The organism is Vibrio neonatus (genome assembly GCF_024346975.1).
In the GTDB taxonomy this organism is placed as follows: Bacteria; Pseudomonadota; Gammaproteobacteria; order Enterobacterales; family Vibrionaceae; genus Vibrio; species Vibrio neonatus.
Genome location: NZ_AP024885.1, coordinates 934,944 through 949,617, shown reverse-complemented (window position 1 = coordinate 949,617; position 14,674 = coordinate 934,944). Strand labels below are relative to the sequence as shown.

Below are 14,674 nucleotides of genomic sequence, written 5' to 3'. Positions count from 1 at the left end.
TTGTTTTATTTGATTAATAGTAGTGGTAACAACCCCTTCCAAGTTCCTTCGGTAAACGGGAAAGTTTAAAAACACTTCCACTGTACACATAGCTATTAATTTGGCTTCGAAAAATCACCATAAACGCACCATCTAGCTCTATGATGAAAAAATGAGGATCTGATTGCTACCTTATTCGCAAGCACCTTTAACCCAATCGTAAAAAGGTTGTAACTCCTCAATCTTGTTTCTAAGGTGGCTTTCAATATTTCCAGTCAACTTCAATGGAGACCATATTGTTAAATGAGGCGAAACTTCCATTAAACGAATTTGTTCCCCATTCCGAGGAGGGTTTTCAAGGGTGACTATTTGCTTTGTTCTGCCTTGAAAGTTGTTCTTTTCATTCAAACACTCTAAAGCTTCCCGAAGCGTTTCTTCCCATTTCCCTTCGGCTAATGCAGAGCACATAAATTCCTGTCCCCCTAAGTACTTTTCAACGATATTAGGTCTTGATGTGACTTGCCAGGCATCTCTAGAAAATCTAACAAATACACTGCTGGGATTTTCTATCTTCTCTATTATTTCGAAGATTCTACGCTTATTTAGTTCGGTTAAGATAAACTTTGATATCGGCCAGTCTTTATATTTGAGACCTTCTAGGTTGACACCAAGAGCAGCGATACCGGTATCTACTGATACCGACAAGTTCCACTGAACTCCTTGATGACCGTCACTTATACCAAAATATGGCTTGTTTAATTGTCCAAACGGTCTTCCCTTAACATTCAGCAAAGAATTAAATAGCTGTAAGAGCTCAGCATATTCAAAGTCAGCACACTTGAACGCTCTTTTCTTATGCTTTTTTGTACCCGTTTTTTCTTTACTCAATGGCTTAATTTCTTCAAGTGTTAGTCGTTTAATTTCACTTTGCTTGTCAAATATTGAGAGTAATGCTGTATTTGCATCTTCAGCACTTAAGTTAAAAAACTCTCTCTTTTTTTGACGTAACGGAGCCAATTTAGTATGAACAAGAGACTCTAATTTTCTACAGTCATCTACGGCAATATAGTGTGCTACTGACCAAATAAAATCTCCCGTGGAACTGCAATTAATTTCATCACAACGTTCATACGGAGTTCTCGTCGTCATTCCAATTTTGCATACGGGTAATTCAATATCCGCTACCTCAAGGATATAAACATATCCAATATTCTTTTCTTGAAACTCTTTCATCTAACCGTATTTATCAAAAGTGATTCCAGTAAATGAAAATAACATTCCAAGCTTGGTTTAGAACATAAAGGCCTAGTTACATCACCACCTTCAACACCTAAATCTCTACTACGTCCTGCCCCAGATAATGATAGAATCTCCGCATCAGAATCACCATTCAACTAGGTATTATCAACAATGTTTATCCATCGCGTTAACGACATCGACTGGCTGGTGATTACAGCTTTTGAAGAACTGAAAACTCTATTTATCGAAGATGCGGGTACAATCCCCTCTTGCTTCTCTACCACCAGTGAGTTGAGCTTGATCGATCAAGCCAAGCGCCGTTATGGATATTTGCCTTCACTTAATGGCGTAATCACTGATACTGGTACTTTTCAAAGTCGAAATAATGAAGAAGATTTGAACCCACAGCTTGCCTGCTTGGTTGAGGGGCGTGGTCGGGTGTTTATTTATCACTGTGGCTTTGTGGCTTTTGTGGATGATGAGCAAACCTTTATTACTCGATTGGACTGAAGGTGATTCAGTAAATCAAAATCTTCGCATTAAATGGGGTTGTATCCTTACAACCAATCTAACCAGATTTTGCCTCTAAATGAGTTTTTTAAACCGTGTGATTACTGAGAGTCGATAGATTCGTATCCCGTCTGTAACAGCATCCTCTTCCAGAACTTATCTGTCGCCTGTAGCCATGTCTTCTTCTCAGTAATGCAGGAATAATGGAGGTAGGTATTACGTTTTGCATAAAATAGATCTTTAAATGCAAAATGAAAGACCTGACCCCGTGGACTGACCCTCAAAACTCTAGTTGTGTTCATAGTAAGAAAAAATTGCAATTAAAAGGTCGCTTGAGCAATTTATTCACTACACTTAACTATATGAAAAACATACCAATACTCTATTCTTTACAACATTGCCCTTATGCTATGAGAGCAAGAACAGCGCTTATCAAAGCCCGGCAAAAGGTGTTCATCCGAGCAATTAAACTCGATAACAAGCCACAGGAAATGCTAATCGCTTCCCCTAAAGGGAGTGTGCCTGTGTTGGTTTTACAACAAAAAGAAACAAACCACCCCCTCATCTTAGATGAGAGCCTAGATATTATGCTCTGGGCGTTGAGACAAGATGATCCCGATGACCTATTACATCAAGAAGACCCGCAGGCATTACCTTTGATGCTCTCTTTCATTGTCCATTTTGAACACAATTTTATCCCTTTATTGGAGTCGTACAGTTGCGCCAAACGCTACCACGACGACAATCTGAATGAATGCCGTCAAGCGTGTGAACAATATTTGCATTCTCTTGAGGAAAGACTCTGCAAGCACACTTATTTGTTCTCCGACAACGAAAGTCTAGTGGATATTGCATTATTCCCTTTCATGCGTAAATTCGCCAAAGTTGAAAAGTCGCACTTCCGTCAAAGCCCCTACCCTAAGTTGCGAAAATGGCTAAATGGCTATTTGCAAGGGGCACTCTTTTCTAAGGTGATGAAACAACATGAACTCTGGATAGAGTGTCGAAAAGACGGCTATTTGTAGTGAAATATCGCCATATAGAATAGAAATAACATCTAGAGGAGCTTTGCGCTGTTTAAAGGGTTAACCCCAGGCGAGAACTAATTACTCAATATAAAGGAACAGGGTTGAATTGAAGCAGTTAAACCGTTCCCTATTGCTGTAGCCTAATCGCGTAATTAGAAAGCTGTCGATTTTAACGGTTGTTGTAGAAAAAGCGCGATCTTGCATCAATCATTAAACAAGGCTCGAAAATTACAGTGATTTGTTAACGACAACGGCATTGAAAAGAAAAGATAAAATAACTTAAACGCGATCGAGGAATGCAAAATGTTTGATAAGAGAATTTAAGAAAATCTTTAAGTATGAAGAACTTAGAATGAAACTAGGTAGAATTGGGTGGGGGCCAGCCACATCCCGGCACACAAGTCATTCGCTGCGGCTGCTTCCTTCCGGACCTGACCGAGTTCACGAACTATTGTTGCGAGAGGACCAACCCCCATAGAGCGACTTCAACAAATGCTTTTGCTAAAGAAGTGCTTGGATTATTCATCATCCTCAGACTTTATACAAGTGCTTTTTATAGCTTTTCTGATAACTTAGCGCTAAGCGTTGAAACTTTAATCGCTAAGCTCTTCGTTTATACGCAAGATGTAATCTGTCATCCAAATTGCGGCTAATATCAATAGCCACACTAGCAGTACAATTCCTTGTACATTACCGCTTGGCATTGCCACGAGCGATGCAAAGGCGGCGGTAGGTAGGGTCCAACATTGCAGCTTTAGAAGTTTGGATTTGCTTATTGCCATGTTTTCCATCGATACCATGATGCCTACTATGGTAAGTGAGATAAGCGCGGCGTGAGCCATGCCTGCCATCAGTAACGGCAATACCAGAAACAGTGCCCACCAGCTATGTTTAGAGGATGTCTTCCATGACACCGCTGCTAGCCAAATCATTGAAACACTAGCGATTTGCAGTAAAGTAAAGATGGGTGCACCACTTAATATGCCTTGCATCTGTGAGTAAATGATCCCAGATTGCATAAACACAAAGAAGCTAAATACGCCCCAACGTGCGTTGTTCGTACATCGCTTAGAAAATGCTACCATTAACAGCGGGAACAAGATCCACATGGAAACAGAAAGCGCAGTGGGTTGATAGGCAAGCGTGGAGCCAAATAGGCACAGTCCGACTAGCAGAAAAATACCCGAGGCGCGTGAGCGCGACATTATCCAAAGTGCGGGAATAGCGAGAGCCAAAACAGGGATATTGCCTTGGCTTACATCAATGGATTGCGCACATATTATCGCCAATAATGTGGTGATAAAGAACTGAACTGTAGAAAACATCATATTCGCCTCCTTGCGACTACTGTTTTTATTCCTCAATTTATTTAACAGTCACCTACAATTATGCATCATTTTAAACACAATGTCTTTGCTTTAATTAATCAAATTCCTTTAGGTATGGTAAGTACCTACGGAGATATAGCTAAATTTTCAGGCTTTCCAGGCTACGCGAGGCAGGTAGGCGCTATTTTAGGCAATTTACCCGAAGACTCAGCCTTGCCATGGCATAGAGTCATCAACAGTAAAGGTGAGATTTCTTTAAAAGGGGCTGATTTACAACGTCAACAATCACGGTTGATGGAGGAAGGTATTGTGTTTACTCGCGCAGGAAAAGTGAAATTAAAGCAGTTTCGCTGGCAGCCATAGCCAAAAACGTATCTAGAATCACTTTTTATTAGATGTTACTTATATGTTGCATTTATTGCTTGGCGATAGTTTTACAATACTTTCGCCAAGTAAAGCTGCGGTCCCCTTCTCAGCAGTTCTGTTTTCCTGCCCCACCCTATTTATTCACGCTAACTCATTGCGCTGGCTTATTTTGATTAACACTGTCTCAGCAAGATTACTTTGCAGCTCATCACAATTAGCACTTGTCTAAATGAGTATTAGCGGGTATTTTCGATTGAAATCAACTCGGAGGTCAGATGAGTAAAACACTTAATAAACTATTGACACTTTTACAGCTAGAGCAACTGGAACTGGGATTGTTCCGCGGTGAAAGTGAACATCTTGGATTACCTCAGGTATATGGCGGTCAAGTTTTAGGACAGGCACTTTCTGCGTCCCGTTATACCGTTCCTAATGATAGAAGTGTGCACTCATTTCATAGCTATTTTTTGCGTCCGGGCGATCCTGAAAAAGCGATCATTTATGATGTTGAACATCTACGTGACGGCAGAACCTTTAGCACTCGCCGAGTAAAAGCAATTCAAAATGGACGCCCTATTTTCTATCTCACCGCGTCTTATCACGGCGATCAGCCTGGTTTTGAACATCAAAACACTATGCCTGATATTCCTGGGCCAGAGAACTTTGCCTCGGAGACAGAGCTTGCTCAACAAATTGCGCAGTTTTTGCCAGAGCAAATCCAAAAAGTATTTTGTGGCGAGAAACCCATTGAAGTGCGTCCGGTAAAAGTGGTTAACCCACTTAAACCGCACAAAGAAGAGCCTAAGCAGTACCTATGGATCAAAGCCAACGGTCAACTGCCTGATGATCAACTGATCCATCAATATCTGTTGGCGTATGCTTCTGATTGGGGATTTTTGGTTACGGCGCTACATCCACATCAGGTCAGTTTGCTAACGCCCAAGTTTCAGGTTGCTACCATAGATCACTCCATGTGGTTCCATCGTCCGTTTAAGATGGATGACTGGTTGTTGTATGTAATTGATAGCCCTACGGCGAGCAACTCTCGCGGATTGGTTCGTGGTGAGCTGTATAACCGCGCTGGTCATCTAGTGGCAAGCGCCGTTCAAGAAGGTGTCATGCGTCAAAGCTAAAACTAAAACCAAACAGGGACGCTGTTGGGCTTAGCTGACAAAAGCTGGCGCGTGGCGTTCCTATAAAGCGATTTTATTTCAAACAACCCACTTTAATACCACTTCCCTTATTTTCGCTCATACGCTCTCCGCGACTCTCATCAGGTAAATGACAATGAATTTGCCACCCTTTTTTGTCATCGTGGCTATTGCCTATTTCACCCCTGCCTTTGCCGAATTTAGCTTAGCCATTTCGCAGAACACCGAAAAAACTCATTGAATTACAAACAATTATTAACATTTAATTCAGTGATACTTCGTGGCTAAATGAATAAATAAATTAACAATTGCAACACAACATGTAACACTGTCGTAGCAGTTGTTCTTTTTATAACTCACACCTTTTAAACCACGGACGTAAAGGCAGTATATGATTTATTTACAATTTGGTCTGTATCTCGCAGCAATGCTTGGTATTGGCTACTATTCGATGAAGAAAACACACAATAACCAAGACTTTATTATTGGTGGACGCACACTAGGCCCTGTCACCTCAGCGGTCAGCGCGGGCGCTTCTGATATGAGTGGTTGGCTATTGCTAGGCTTACCTGGCGCTGTTTTCGCAAGTGGGCTAGTTGAAGGCGTTTGGATTGGCGTCGGTTTAACCTTAGGTGCTTACCTAAACTGGCTGATTGTTGCGCCACGTCTGCGCGTTGCAACTGAAGCAAGTAGTACGGTCACTCTACCCAGCTTCTTATCTAAACGATTTGAAGATAATACCGGTCTAATCAAAACTGTTTCTACTATTGTTATCCTTTTCTTCTTCACTTTATATGTAGCATCAGGACTCAAAGGCGGTACCTTACTCTTTGCTCACAGCTTTGGCACAACTGAAGAAGTGGCTCTGTATGTCACCGCATTTGTGGTGATTTCGTATACCTTCCTTGGCGGGTACATGGCGGTATGTTGGACTGACTTAGTACAAGGTATTTTAATGCTGGCCGCACTGGCGTTTTGTATGCTGCTTGGCTATTCAGTGATTGCCGATTCAAATGTTGTGATCAGTGACATAAAACCAGAAGCCTTTGAGTTCTCGACAGGTCTTATCACCGCCGCATCATTGTTAGCATGGGGCTTGGGCTATTTTGGTCAGCCGCACATTCTGGCGCGCTTTGTCGGTATCGACAAAGTTGAAAACATCGCCAAAGCACGTCGTATTGGCATTTCATGGATGATCTTAACCTTAGTGCTGTCTATCTCTATCGCCTTGATTGGTATTGGTTATGATGCAATTCATCCGTTAGAAGCCGTCTCTGGCGTAGATGGCAATAAAGAGCGCATCTTCTTGGCATTAACTGATGCTCTATTCCACCCTGTATTTGCTGGCTTTATTTTAGCGGCGGTACTGGCGGCAGTGATGTCTACTGCCGATTCTCAGTTGTTGGTTCTTACCTCTTCACTTACCGAAGACGTTGGCTTTATCAGCAAACTTGATGAGAACAAAAAAGCATGGATCAGCCGTTTAGGCGTGGTTGGCTTTGCGGTATTTGCACTGATTATCGCTTCCAACGATGATGGCTCTATCTTATCGATGGTCGGTTATGCATGGGGCGGATTTGGCGCAGCCTTTGGCCCATTGATGATCTTGTCACTATGCTGGAAAGGCACTACCAAAGCCGGCGCAGTAACAGGCATGATTGTGGGTGCGGTCAGTATCTTTGTGGTGAAGAATTACGTTTCCATTGAAGGTGAATACTTCTACGAATTGCTACCAGCGTTTATTCTGTCGTTTATCTCGATTGTGGCAGTCAGTAAAGTGACTAAAGCACCATCACAAAACACGCTTATTCAGCTGCAAATCTAGTTCAATACTATTTGATATAGGCGAGGCATAATGTCTCGCCTTTTTTATGTGATTCAAACACCCTCTAACGGCAGTTCGGTAGTGTATTTGATGGATTCCATGGCAAAGGTGGAAGTCACATTGGAAATGCCCGGCACCACATTAACCAGCGTTTTATAAAAAGCATCAAAACTTTGCATGTCTTTGACCAGCACTTTTAGCATGTAATCGTAATCCCCTGCCATTCGATAAAACTCCATCACCTGTTCTAGTTCTGAAACTTTATCGACAAACATTTGATACCACTCATGGGAATGGTCACTGGTTTTAATCAACACAAAGGAGGTAAACGCCAAACCCAGCTTTTCCGGATCTAACAGCGCTACACGCCCCTGAATCACACCCGCTTCTTCTAACCTTTTTAAGCGCTTCCAGCAGGGCGTAGTGGTCAAATTCACCGCCTCAGAAAGATCGCTCAATGATAAAGTGGCGTCTTTTTGTAGTAAGGCGAGTAACTTCTTGTCCGTTTTATCGATATTCATTTCATAAAACCTTACTTTTGTAGAAAATTTTTCTCTATTTTAGACTAATGAGCACATCGATAGGTAAGTTTTTCTCTGCATTTAAGGCTAAATTATACGTATACCGTCAATAATACCTAGGAAGCCGATGATGAACACTGAAGACACTTGCACTCGATCTTGGACCAATCGTGCGATTCAGATTATTGAATCCGATTATCAGCGTTCAGCTGATACTCATCTTATCAAACTGGATGTGGAAGCCTTTTCCGGTATTGATATCTATCTTAAAGATGAGAGCACTCATCCAACCGGTTCGTTAAAACATCGCTTAGCGCGTTCTTTGTTTCTGTATGCCTTGTGTAATGGTCACATTGGCCCCAAAACGCCAATCATTGAGTCATCATCCGGTAGCACTGCGGTTTCTGAAGCGTATTTTGCTCGTCTATTAGGTTTGCCATTTATTGCGGTAATGCCAAAAAGTACGGCGAAGAAAAAGATACAACAAATTGAGTTTTACGGCGGTAAAGCGCATTTGGTTGATCATTCTGATGAAATTTACGCCGAATCTCATCGTTTAGCACAAGAGCTAGATGGTCACTATATGGACCAATTTACCTACGCGGAACGCGCCACAGATTGGCGCGGTAACAACAACATTGCCAACTCTATTTTTGAGCAAATGAAACTAGAGCAACATCCTGTTCCTACTTGGATAGTGATGAGTCCGGGTACTGGCGGCACGTCTGCAACGATTGGTCGCTTCATTCGTTATCAGCAATGCAATACCCAGCTGTGTGTTGTCGACCCTACTCACTCGGTATTTTTCGACTACTACCATAATAAAGATGCCACTATTACCCATGACAGTGGCAGTAACATCGAAGGTATTGGCAGACCAAGAGTGGAGCCTAGCTTCATTCCGGGTGTAGTCGATGAAATGATTAAAGTGCCAGATGCACACTCTATCGCCACCATGCAATGGCTACACGGCAAACTAGGACGCAAAGTAGGCCCTTCTACTGGGACGAATTTGTACGGCGTGTTTCAACTGGCTCGAAGAATGCGTGACCAAGGAGAGACAGGTTCTATAGTCACCTTATTGTGTGATAGTGGCGAACGATACCTAGATACCTACTACAACCCACAATGGATCGCACAAACTATTGGTGACATCCAGCCAAGCAACGACCATTTACAAACCTTAATGGCGCAATAAATAAACAATTACAATCAAGATCACTAAATATACCCGAGCTTCTGATTTCCAGATGGCGTCCTATATAATTCGACGCCATCTTTTTATGGTATGAGATCCTAATTGAACACAGTTAAAAATAAATAATGTTATAAATTAAAGTTCTTTATATAAGATAAATTAGCATGGCTAATATACGTAACTCAGACCTAACTGATTCTACCTCCAATAATAAAACATCACTTACAACTCACCTTTCAATTAATATATCCCCACCATTTTAATTAACAAAGATATTTTATTTACACTATAAAAAATATAAATATCACCTCATTGTTTTTCTCTTAAAATTAAATAATTTAGATTCTCGTCAAAAATTAAGCATTTACACAGGTCACACTTAACACATTGAAAATAAAGGCATAAATAAGCAAAACTGTGATTAATCTCATCTAAAAGCACCAAAAACCACTTAGATCACAGTTAATTTTGGTCGTGCTTATATCATTAATTTGTGACAAAAATAAACTATTTTTGAAATAGAATTGCTTTCTATGCAAGAATTTTTATTAAGTTGCGTACTGTGTTGCATATATTGACTGAAATAATAGTTATTCATTTAATAATGATAATTTTGAATACATAATCAAATTGTCTTTCGAACACTTACATTGAAAAACTGCTTGAGATTTACCTTTTATTTCACTTTTTAATGATAAGTAAAGTCAGGATAAAAATAAGAATATTATCTAATTTATCTTGATGTTCGAACTAGATATCCCCCAATGGAAAATGCTTTTATTTTATTAAGGTTAGCGTTTATGTTTAACAAATCATTTTTATCTTTATCCATTATAGGCTCCATTTTTGCTGCACCAACATTTGCAGCAGCCCCTGGTGAACCCGTTTTATCGTGGGGTGATCACACATACGCAATGGTTGAGGTTGATCCAGAAGCTGTTGCCTACCAGAAAGTTGTTAAAGCTGTACATACTGAGCTAGACATTGAAGTCACTTGGGATGTATGGACTGGCGACCCTGCTGATACGGCTCGTGTCCTTCTTGACGGTAACGTAGTGTGGGAAGGCGACGCTTCTGCAAACAAAGCTGTCTTTAAGATGAACAAAGGCGGTCTTTATGACATGGCTATTGAGCTTGAAAACGCAGACGGTGTAAGCCGCTCGAAAACAACTCTATTGACCATTGCAGATACTGACGGCAGCCACATTGAACCACTAGAAACAGTTTGGACTGAAAACAACAAGCCATACGAAAACACGACAGACAAGATTGTCGGTACTTACGTGGTTGAGTGGGCAGTCTACGGTCGTGATTACCCTATCGACAAAGCGCCAATACAAAACTTAAACCGCATGATTTACGGCTTTGTGCCAATGTGTGGTGGCCATGGTCTAAACGATTCGTTGAAAACTATCGAAGGTTCGTTTGAAGCACTACAAAATGCCTGTGCTGGACGTGAAGACTTTAAAGTTGCTATCCATGACCCATGGGCAGCTGTACAAATACCTCTAAAAGGTTCTGAAGAGTGGTCTGCGCCATACAAAGGTAACTTTGCGCAAATGATGGCGGCTAAGAAAGCCAACCCAGATCTACGAATCCTACCTTCTATCGGTGGCTGGACTCTATCTGACCCATTCTTCTTCATGCATGATGATGAAATCCGTCATACATTCGTTGAATCGGTACGTGAATACCTAGAAACATGGAAATTCTTCGATGGTGTTGATATCGATTATGAATTCCCTGGTGGTGGCGGTGCAAACCCTAACCTAGGTAACAAAGATATCGACGGCCAAACTTACGTAACCTTGATGAAAGACTTACGTGAAATGCTAGACGAGTTGGGCGAGAAAAACGGTCGTTACTACGAGCTAGGCTCTGCTATCAACATCGGTCACGATAAACTGGCTGTAGTAGACTACGGTGAAGCGTCTAAATACCTAGACCACATCTTCCTAATGTCTTACGACTACTATGGTGCATGGAACACTAGCATTCTAAACCACCAAGCAGCACTGCATAAATCAGGCGTAAACACTGTTCCTGATGAGTCAGAATACTACACGTCTCGCGGCGTAGAGATCCTTCTTGAGCAAGGCGTTCCTATCGAGAAAATGGTTATCGGTGGCGCAGCATACGGTCGCGGTTGGTCTGGCGTACACGGCTTTACCGATGGCAATCCGTTTACTGGTAACGCAACAGGTCCTATCAACGGCACTTGGGAAAATGGCGTACTAGATTACCGTGATATCGCAGAAAACCACGGCGCAGCACAAGGTTTTGTGTACGGCTACGATGAAGCGGCAGAAGCACCATACCTATTCAAAGAATCAACTGGCGAGTTGATTACTTATGATGACCCTCGCTCTATTAAAGCGAAAGCACAATACGCGCTAGCAAATGGCATGGCGGGTATTTTCCACTGGGAAATGGATGGCGATAACGGCGACCTAATTAACGCAATGCATGAAGGTTTAGGCCACGGTGATTCTGTTACAGATCCTGAGCAACCAAACCGTGCACCTATCGCACGTGCTGGTGTTGATAAGACTGTAACGGGCCCTGCTTCAGTCACTCTTGATGGTTCTTTATCATCAGATCCTGAAGGTGAAGCTCTTACCTTTAGCTGGCAACAAACTGGCGGCAACGCGGTGACTATTATTAATAACACCAGCGCTAAGCCAACTGTGGATGTACCTTTCACAGAAGCTGATGTGTCTTACACCTTCACATTAACTGTTGCTGATCCAGATGGCGCATCGTCTTCTGACAGCGTTGTGATTACCAACACAGCTGAAGTAACAAACCAACCACCAACAATTGCTATTACCCCAACCGTTTACGTTGACGAAAATGCACAGTTTACTCTGCTTGCAAACGCAGCTGACGCAGATGGCGACTCACTGGCATACACTTGGAACGTACCTTCTGATTTCGTTATTATTGATGGCGGACATGAGAACAGCATCGTACTAACCGCTCCTGAAGTGGCGGCTGATACGCAGTTCTCTATCGATGTTACAGTCACTGATGGCGAAGAGTCAGCAAGCGCTACAACACGTGTTCACGTTGCAAACATCGAAGAAGACAACGGTGGCGATGACGGTGATACTGATGGCGGTGAAGGCGACGGTGGCGACTCTGGTGACGGCGATACCGATGGCGGCAACCAATGTTCATCAACAGATCCAGCAGCACCAAACTACCCTGCATGGGAAGCAGGTAACACCTACACTAACGAAACAGTGAGCCACAAAGGCCTTGTTTACAAAGCTAAATGGTGGACTCAAGCAGAACCAAGCCCTACTGCTGAAGGCTGGGAACTGATTTCAGAAATCGAACTACCATGGTCTGCAGCTATTGCATACGCAGGTACAGAGCAAACTAACCACAACGGTTCGCGCTGGCAGGCTAAATGGTGGACACAAGGTGATGAACCTGGTGTTGAAGATGTATGGGTTAACCTAGGCTCTTCTACTTGTAAATACTAACCCATAGTTAGGTTTTATTAAGTAACGCGTCTCTTCAAAGTCCCTCAGCATTGCTGAGGGACTTTTTTATTGAGGTGCTGTAATTTTTTAAAAGACTGGCAACCGTTTATTTCTTATTCTTTGTCTCAAAAGCCGCCAATTGCTCCGGCGTCGCAGGCAGTTGATGATTTTGCTTCCACTCATCGTACGTCATGCCATAAACTCGCAAACGAGCATCATCTATGTCTAAATCTAGCCCCTTATCTTTGGCTTCTGCGGTGTACCACTTGCTAAAGCAGTTACGGCAAAACCCCGCCAAAATCATTAAATCGATATTTTGCACATCTTTATTATTGTCTAAATGCGCCAGTAAACGGCGAAATACCGCCGCATCCAGTTGTTCTTGCTCTTGTTGTGATAATTGCAGGTGCTTAGCTTGAGTCAATGTCCCTCTCCTTGTCATTTAGGTCACTATCTAACGTTTTGGGTAACGTTTTTAATAATAATCAACAGCCTTGTGTAATATTATTGTTATCATTACAGGGTAAACACTTGATTAATGGTTTCGTATTTAGCTATTTTTGGTATCAGTATTGTTAATACTAACACGTAATAAAGGATGACAATGAACAAGCTTCGCCTCTTTAGCGTACTTTCTACTGCCCTGCTTTCCTTCTCAGCAGCGGCTGCTGGCAACAACTCTTTTTACCTTGGCGTTGGTGATGTTGGTTTCTCCCCGGATGGAGATTCAACAGACACTTTTGCGAGCCCAAGCTTCATTATTGGAGGTGGTCAATCCTTTAACGAACACTTCAGTATGGAAGGGTTTTTCCGTTACTCTGAGTCCTCGGATGATGCTAAAACCTTTGAAATCAACTACTACGAGTTAGGGCTGTCTCTCATCGCAACCACCGGTGAGCTCGGGGATACTCCCCTTGAGATCTTTGGCCGCACCAGTGCCATCGCCACACATATTAAAGGGCACGATATCAGTTCAGGCTCTAGAGTCGATGTCGGTGATACCACAGGCTCGGTATTTACCGTTGGCGCAGGCTTGCAATGGAATATCAATGCCGATTACTGGCTTCGTGCTGAATACATCTATGGTTACGCAACTTCTGGAGTCGGCCGCTATGATGCAGATTATGATGGACTGCAAATGAGCATTGGTTTGGATTTTTAAGATCCTCTGCCCCATGACCTAGGGACTTTAATAGTGATCATCCAGCCTGATAACTTTCAACCGATTACTAATGAACCTAATGTTTTGGAGCCGAATGTTATAGAGCTTGGCTATAAAGGCGCGCTAGATTGGCAATACATGCTGGAATTTTATCAGCGGCGCGCCATTTCGCATCTAGAGCAAATAGATAACCACCAATACACGCGACATGCGCAAATAGACAAGATGCCGATATGGTTTCGGCTATCACAAAAGCATCCTCAATCCCTTACCCTAGAGTATCAATTAAGTAGTGATTCGCAGCTTAACCCACTCATTAATGCAGTGCGCAGAATGTTTGATCTCGACTCAGACTTAGAGGCGATAGAAAAGCACCTTCACGCCCTAGCACCCACATTAATCAAACGCACCGGCATTCGCATTCCCGGAGTATGGAGCACTTGGGAAGCAGGCGTACGCGCCGTGCTAGGACAGCAAATATCAGTGACAGCGGCAATTAATCATTTAAATCACTTCACCAAGCAATTAACCAACCACCAGCACTTTCCCAGCCCACAACACGTCGCCACAGCCGATCTTTCCTTCTTAAAAATGCCCCAGCGACGTAAAGAAACACTAAACAGACTGGCAGAATTTATTATTGAATCCCCGCAAGCACACCCAAGCCAATGGCTTGCCATCAAAGGTATCGGCCCTTGGACAATTCAATACGTGCAATTAAGAGGTCTATCAGAAAAGAACTGCTTTTTAAGCAATGATTTAGTAGTTAACAAAGCACTGGCTAAATTTCCCCACCTCACCGCTGACAATGTTAGCCCCTATGGAAGTTACGCGACTTTTCATTTGTGGAATCAATAACCTATTCTTCAAAAAAAA

At 42.4% G+C, this 14,674-nt stretch carries 13 protein-coding genes and 1 other RNA gene; 9 read left to right on the top strand and 5 right to left on the bottom strand.

All coding sequences use genetic code 11. The annotated features are described in order from the left end of the window. Positions 1-171 precede the first annotated feature (171 nt). Positions 172-1,212, bottom strand: coding sequence for a GIY-YIG nuclease family protein (locus tag OCU38_RS04425; protein WP_261823901.1), 1,041 nt, complete (start codon positions 1,210-1,212; stop codon positions 172-174). A gap of 177 nt (positions 1,213-1,389) precedes the next feature. Here OCU38_RS04425 and OCU38_RS04420 point away from each other — a divergent pair, with 177 nt between their 5' ends. Both OCU38_RS04420 and OCU38_RS04415 read left to right on the top strand, forming a co-directional pair. Further along, the gene (locus tag OCU38_RS04420; RefSeq protein WP_261823900.1) at positions 1,390-1,728 is read left to right on the top strand and encodes a cytosolic protein; all 339 of its coding nucleotides are present in this window, start codon (positions 1,390-1,392) and stop codon (positions 1,726-1,728) included. 362 nt (positions 1,729-2,090) lie between these two features. Beyond that, the gene (locus tag OCU38_RS04415; protein ID WP_261824233.1) at positions 2,091-2,753 is read left to right on the top strand and encodes a glutathione S-transferase; all 663 of its coding nucleotides are present in this window, start codon (positions 2,091-2,093) and stop codon (positions 2,751-2,753) included. A gap of 377 nt (positions 2,754-3,130) precedes the next feature. On the opposite strand, the gene ffs is transcribed toward OCU38_RS04415, so the two are convergent. Further along, positions 3,131-3,227: signal recognition particle sRNA small type (gene ffs, locus OCU38_RS04410), an RNA gene on the bottom strand. A 122-nt stretch (positions 3,228-3,349) separates the two neighbouring features. Continuing rightward, entirely contained in the window at positions 3,350-4,084 is a 735-nt protein-coding gene (locus tag OCU38_RS04405) for a VP0952 family biofilm-associated protein (protein WP_261823899.1), read from the bottom strand. 60 nt (positions 4,085-4,144) lie between these two features. On the opposite strand from OCU38_RS04405, the gene OCU38_RS04400 reads away from it, so the two are divergent. The 3 genes from OCU38_RS04400 (at position 4,145) to putP (ending at position 7,426) form a co-directional block, all read left to right on the top strand. Further along, positions 4,145-4,447, top strand: coding sequence for an MGMT family protein (locus OCU38_RS04400; protein WP_261823898.1), 303 nt, complete (start codon positions 4,145-4,147; stop codon positions 4,445-4,447). Positions 4,448-4,725: 278 nt separating this feature from the next. Further along, positions 4,726-5,583, top strand: coding sequence for an acyl-CoA thioesterase II (tesB, locus tag OCU38_RS04395; RefSeq protein WP_261823897.1), 858 nt, complete (start codon positions 4,726-4,728; stop codon positions 5,581-5,583). Positions 5,584-5,992: 409 nt separating this feature from the next. Further along, on the top strand, positions 5,993-7,426 hold the full coding sequence (gene putP / locus OCU38_RS04390) for a sodium/proline symporter PutP (RefSeq protein WP_261823896.1): 1,434 nt from the start codon (positions 5,993-5,995) through the stop codon (positions 7,424-7,426). Positions 7,427-7,479: 53 nt separating this feature from the next. Here the strand turns inward: putP and OCU38_RS04385 are convergent, their stop codons facing one another. Further along, a complete protein-coding gene (locus OCU38_RS04385) occupies positions 7,480-7,947 on the bottom strand; it encodes an Lrp/AsnC family transcriptional regulator (protein ID WP_023404853.1) in 468 nt (155 codons plus the stop codon). 130 nt (positions 7,948-8,077) lie between these two features. On the opposite strand from OCU38_RS04385, the gene OCU38_RS04380 reads away from it, so the two are divergent. After that, complete coding sequence (locus OCU38_RS04380) at positions 8,078-9,145, top strand: PLP-dependent cysteine synthase family protein (protein ID WP_261824232.1); 1,068 nt, start codon at positions 8,078-8,080, stop codon at positions 9,143-9,145. Positions 9,146-9,945: 800 nt separating this feature from the next. Further along, positions 9,946-12,636, top strand: a complete 2,691-nt coding sequence (locus tag OCU38_RS04375) for a glycosyl hydrolase family 18 protein (RefSeq protein ID WP_261823895.1) — start codon at positions 9,946-9,948, stop codon at positions 12,634-12,636. A 106-nt stretch (positions 12,637-12,742) separates the two neighbouring features. Here the strand turns inward: OCU38_RS04375 and OCU38_RS04370 are convergent, their stop codons facing one another. Next, positions 12,743-13,078: a DUF1244 domain-containing protein gene (locus tag OCU38_RS04370; RefSeq protein ID WP_390625239.1), complete on the bottom strand. Its 336-nt coding sequence runs from the start codon at positions 13,076-13,078 to the stop codon at positions 12,743-12,745. Between the two features lie 162 nt (positions 13,079-13,240). Here OCU38_RS04370 and OCU38_RS04365 point away from each other — a divergent pair, with 162 nt between their 5' ends. Continuing rightward, positions 13,241-13,798, top strand: a complete 558-nt coding sequence (locus tag OCU38_RS04365) for a porin family protein (protein WP_261823893.1) — start codon at positions 13,241-13,243, stop codon at positions 13,796-13,798. A 33-nt stretch (positions 13,799-13,831) separates the two neighbouring features. Continuing rightward, positions 13,832-14,656 (top strand): DNA-3-methyladenine glycosylase family protein, encoded by an 825-nt coding sequence (locus OCU38_RS04360; protein WP_261823892.1) that lies wholly within the window; start codon positions 13,832-13,834, stop codon positions 14,654-14,656. The last annotated feature ends 18 nt before the right edge of the window (positions 14,657-14,674 follow it).

Excerpts from the sequence above, each read along its gene's own strand:
- OCU38_RS04425 (WP_261823901.1), bottom strand. The coding sequence starts at position 1,212 with ATGAAAGAGTTTCAAGAAAAGAATATTGGATATGTTTATATCCTTGAG.
- OCU38_RS04420 (WP_261823900.1), top strand. The coding sequence starts at position 1,390 with ATGTTTATCCATCGCGTTAACGACATCGACTGGCTGGTGATTACAGCT.
- OCU38_RS04415 (WP_261824233.1), top strand. The coding sequence starts at position 2,091 with ATGAAAAACATACCAATACTCTATTCTTTACAACATTGCCCTTATGCT.
- OCU38_RS04405 (WP_261823899.1), bottom strand. The coding sequence starts at position 4,084 with ATGATGTTTTCTACAGTTCAGTTCTTTATCACCACATTATTGGCGATA.
- OCU38_RS04400 (WP_261823898.1), top strand. The coding sequence starts at position 4,145 with ATGCATCATTTTAAACACAATGTCTTTGCTTTAATTAATCAAATTCCT.
- tesB (WP_261823897.1), top strand. The coding sequence starts at position 4,726 with ATGAGTAAAACACTTAATAAACTATTGACACTTTTACAGCTAGAGCAA.
- putP (WP_261823896.1), top strand. The coding sequence starts at position 5,993 with ATGATTTATTTACAATTTGGTCTGTATCTCGCAGCAATGCTTGGTATT.
- OCU38_RS04385 (WP_023404853.1), bottom strand. The coding sequence starts at position 7,947 with ATGAATATCGATAAAACGGACAAGAAGTTACTCGCCTTACTACAAAAA.
- OCU38_RS04380 (WP_261824232.1), top strand. The coding sequence starts at position 8,078 with ATGAACACTGAAGACACTTGCACTCGATCTTGGACCAATCGTGCGATT.
- OCU38_RS04375 (WP_261823895.1), top strand. The coding sequence starts at position 9,946 with ATGTTTAACAAATCATTTTTATCTTTATCCATTATAGGCTCCATTTTT.
- OCU38_RS04370 (WP_390625239.1), bottom strand. The coding sequence starts at position 13,078 with ATGACAAGGAGAGGGACATTGACTCAAGCTAAGCACCTGCAATTATCA.
- OCU38_RS04365 (WP_261823893.1), top strand. The coding sequence starts at position 13,241 with ATGAACAAGCTTCGCCTCTTTAGCGTACTTTCTACTGCCCTGCTTTCC.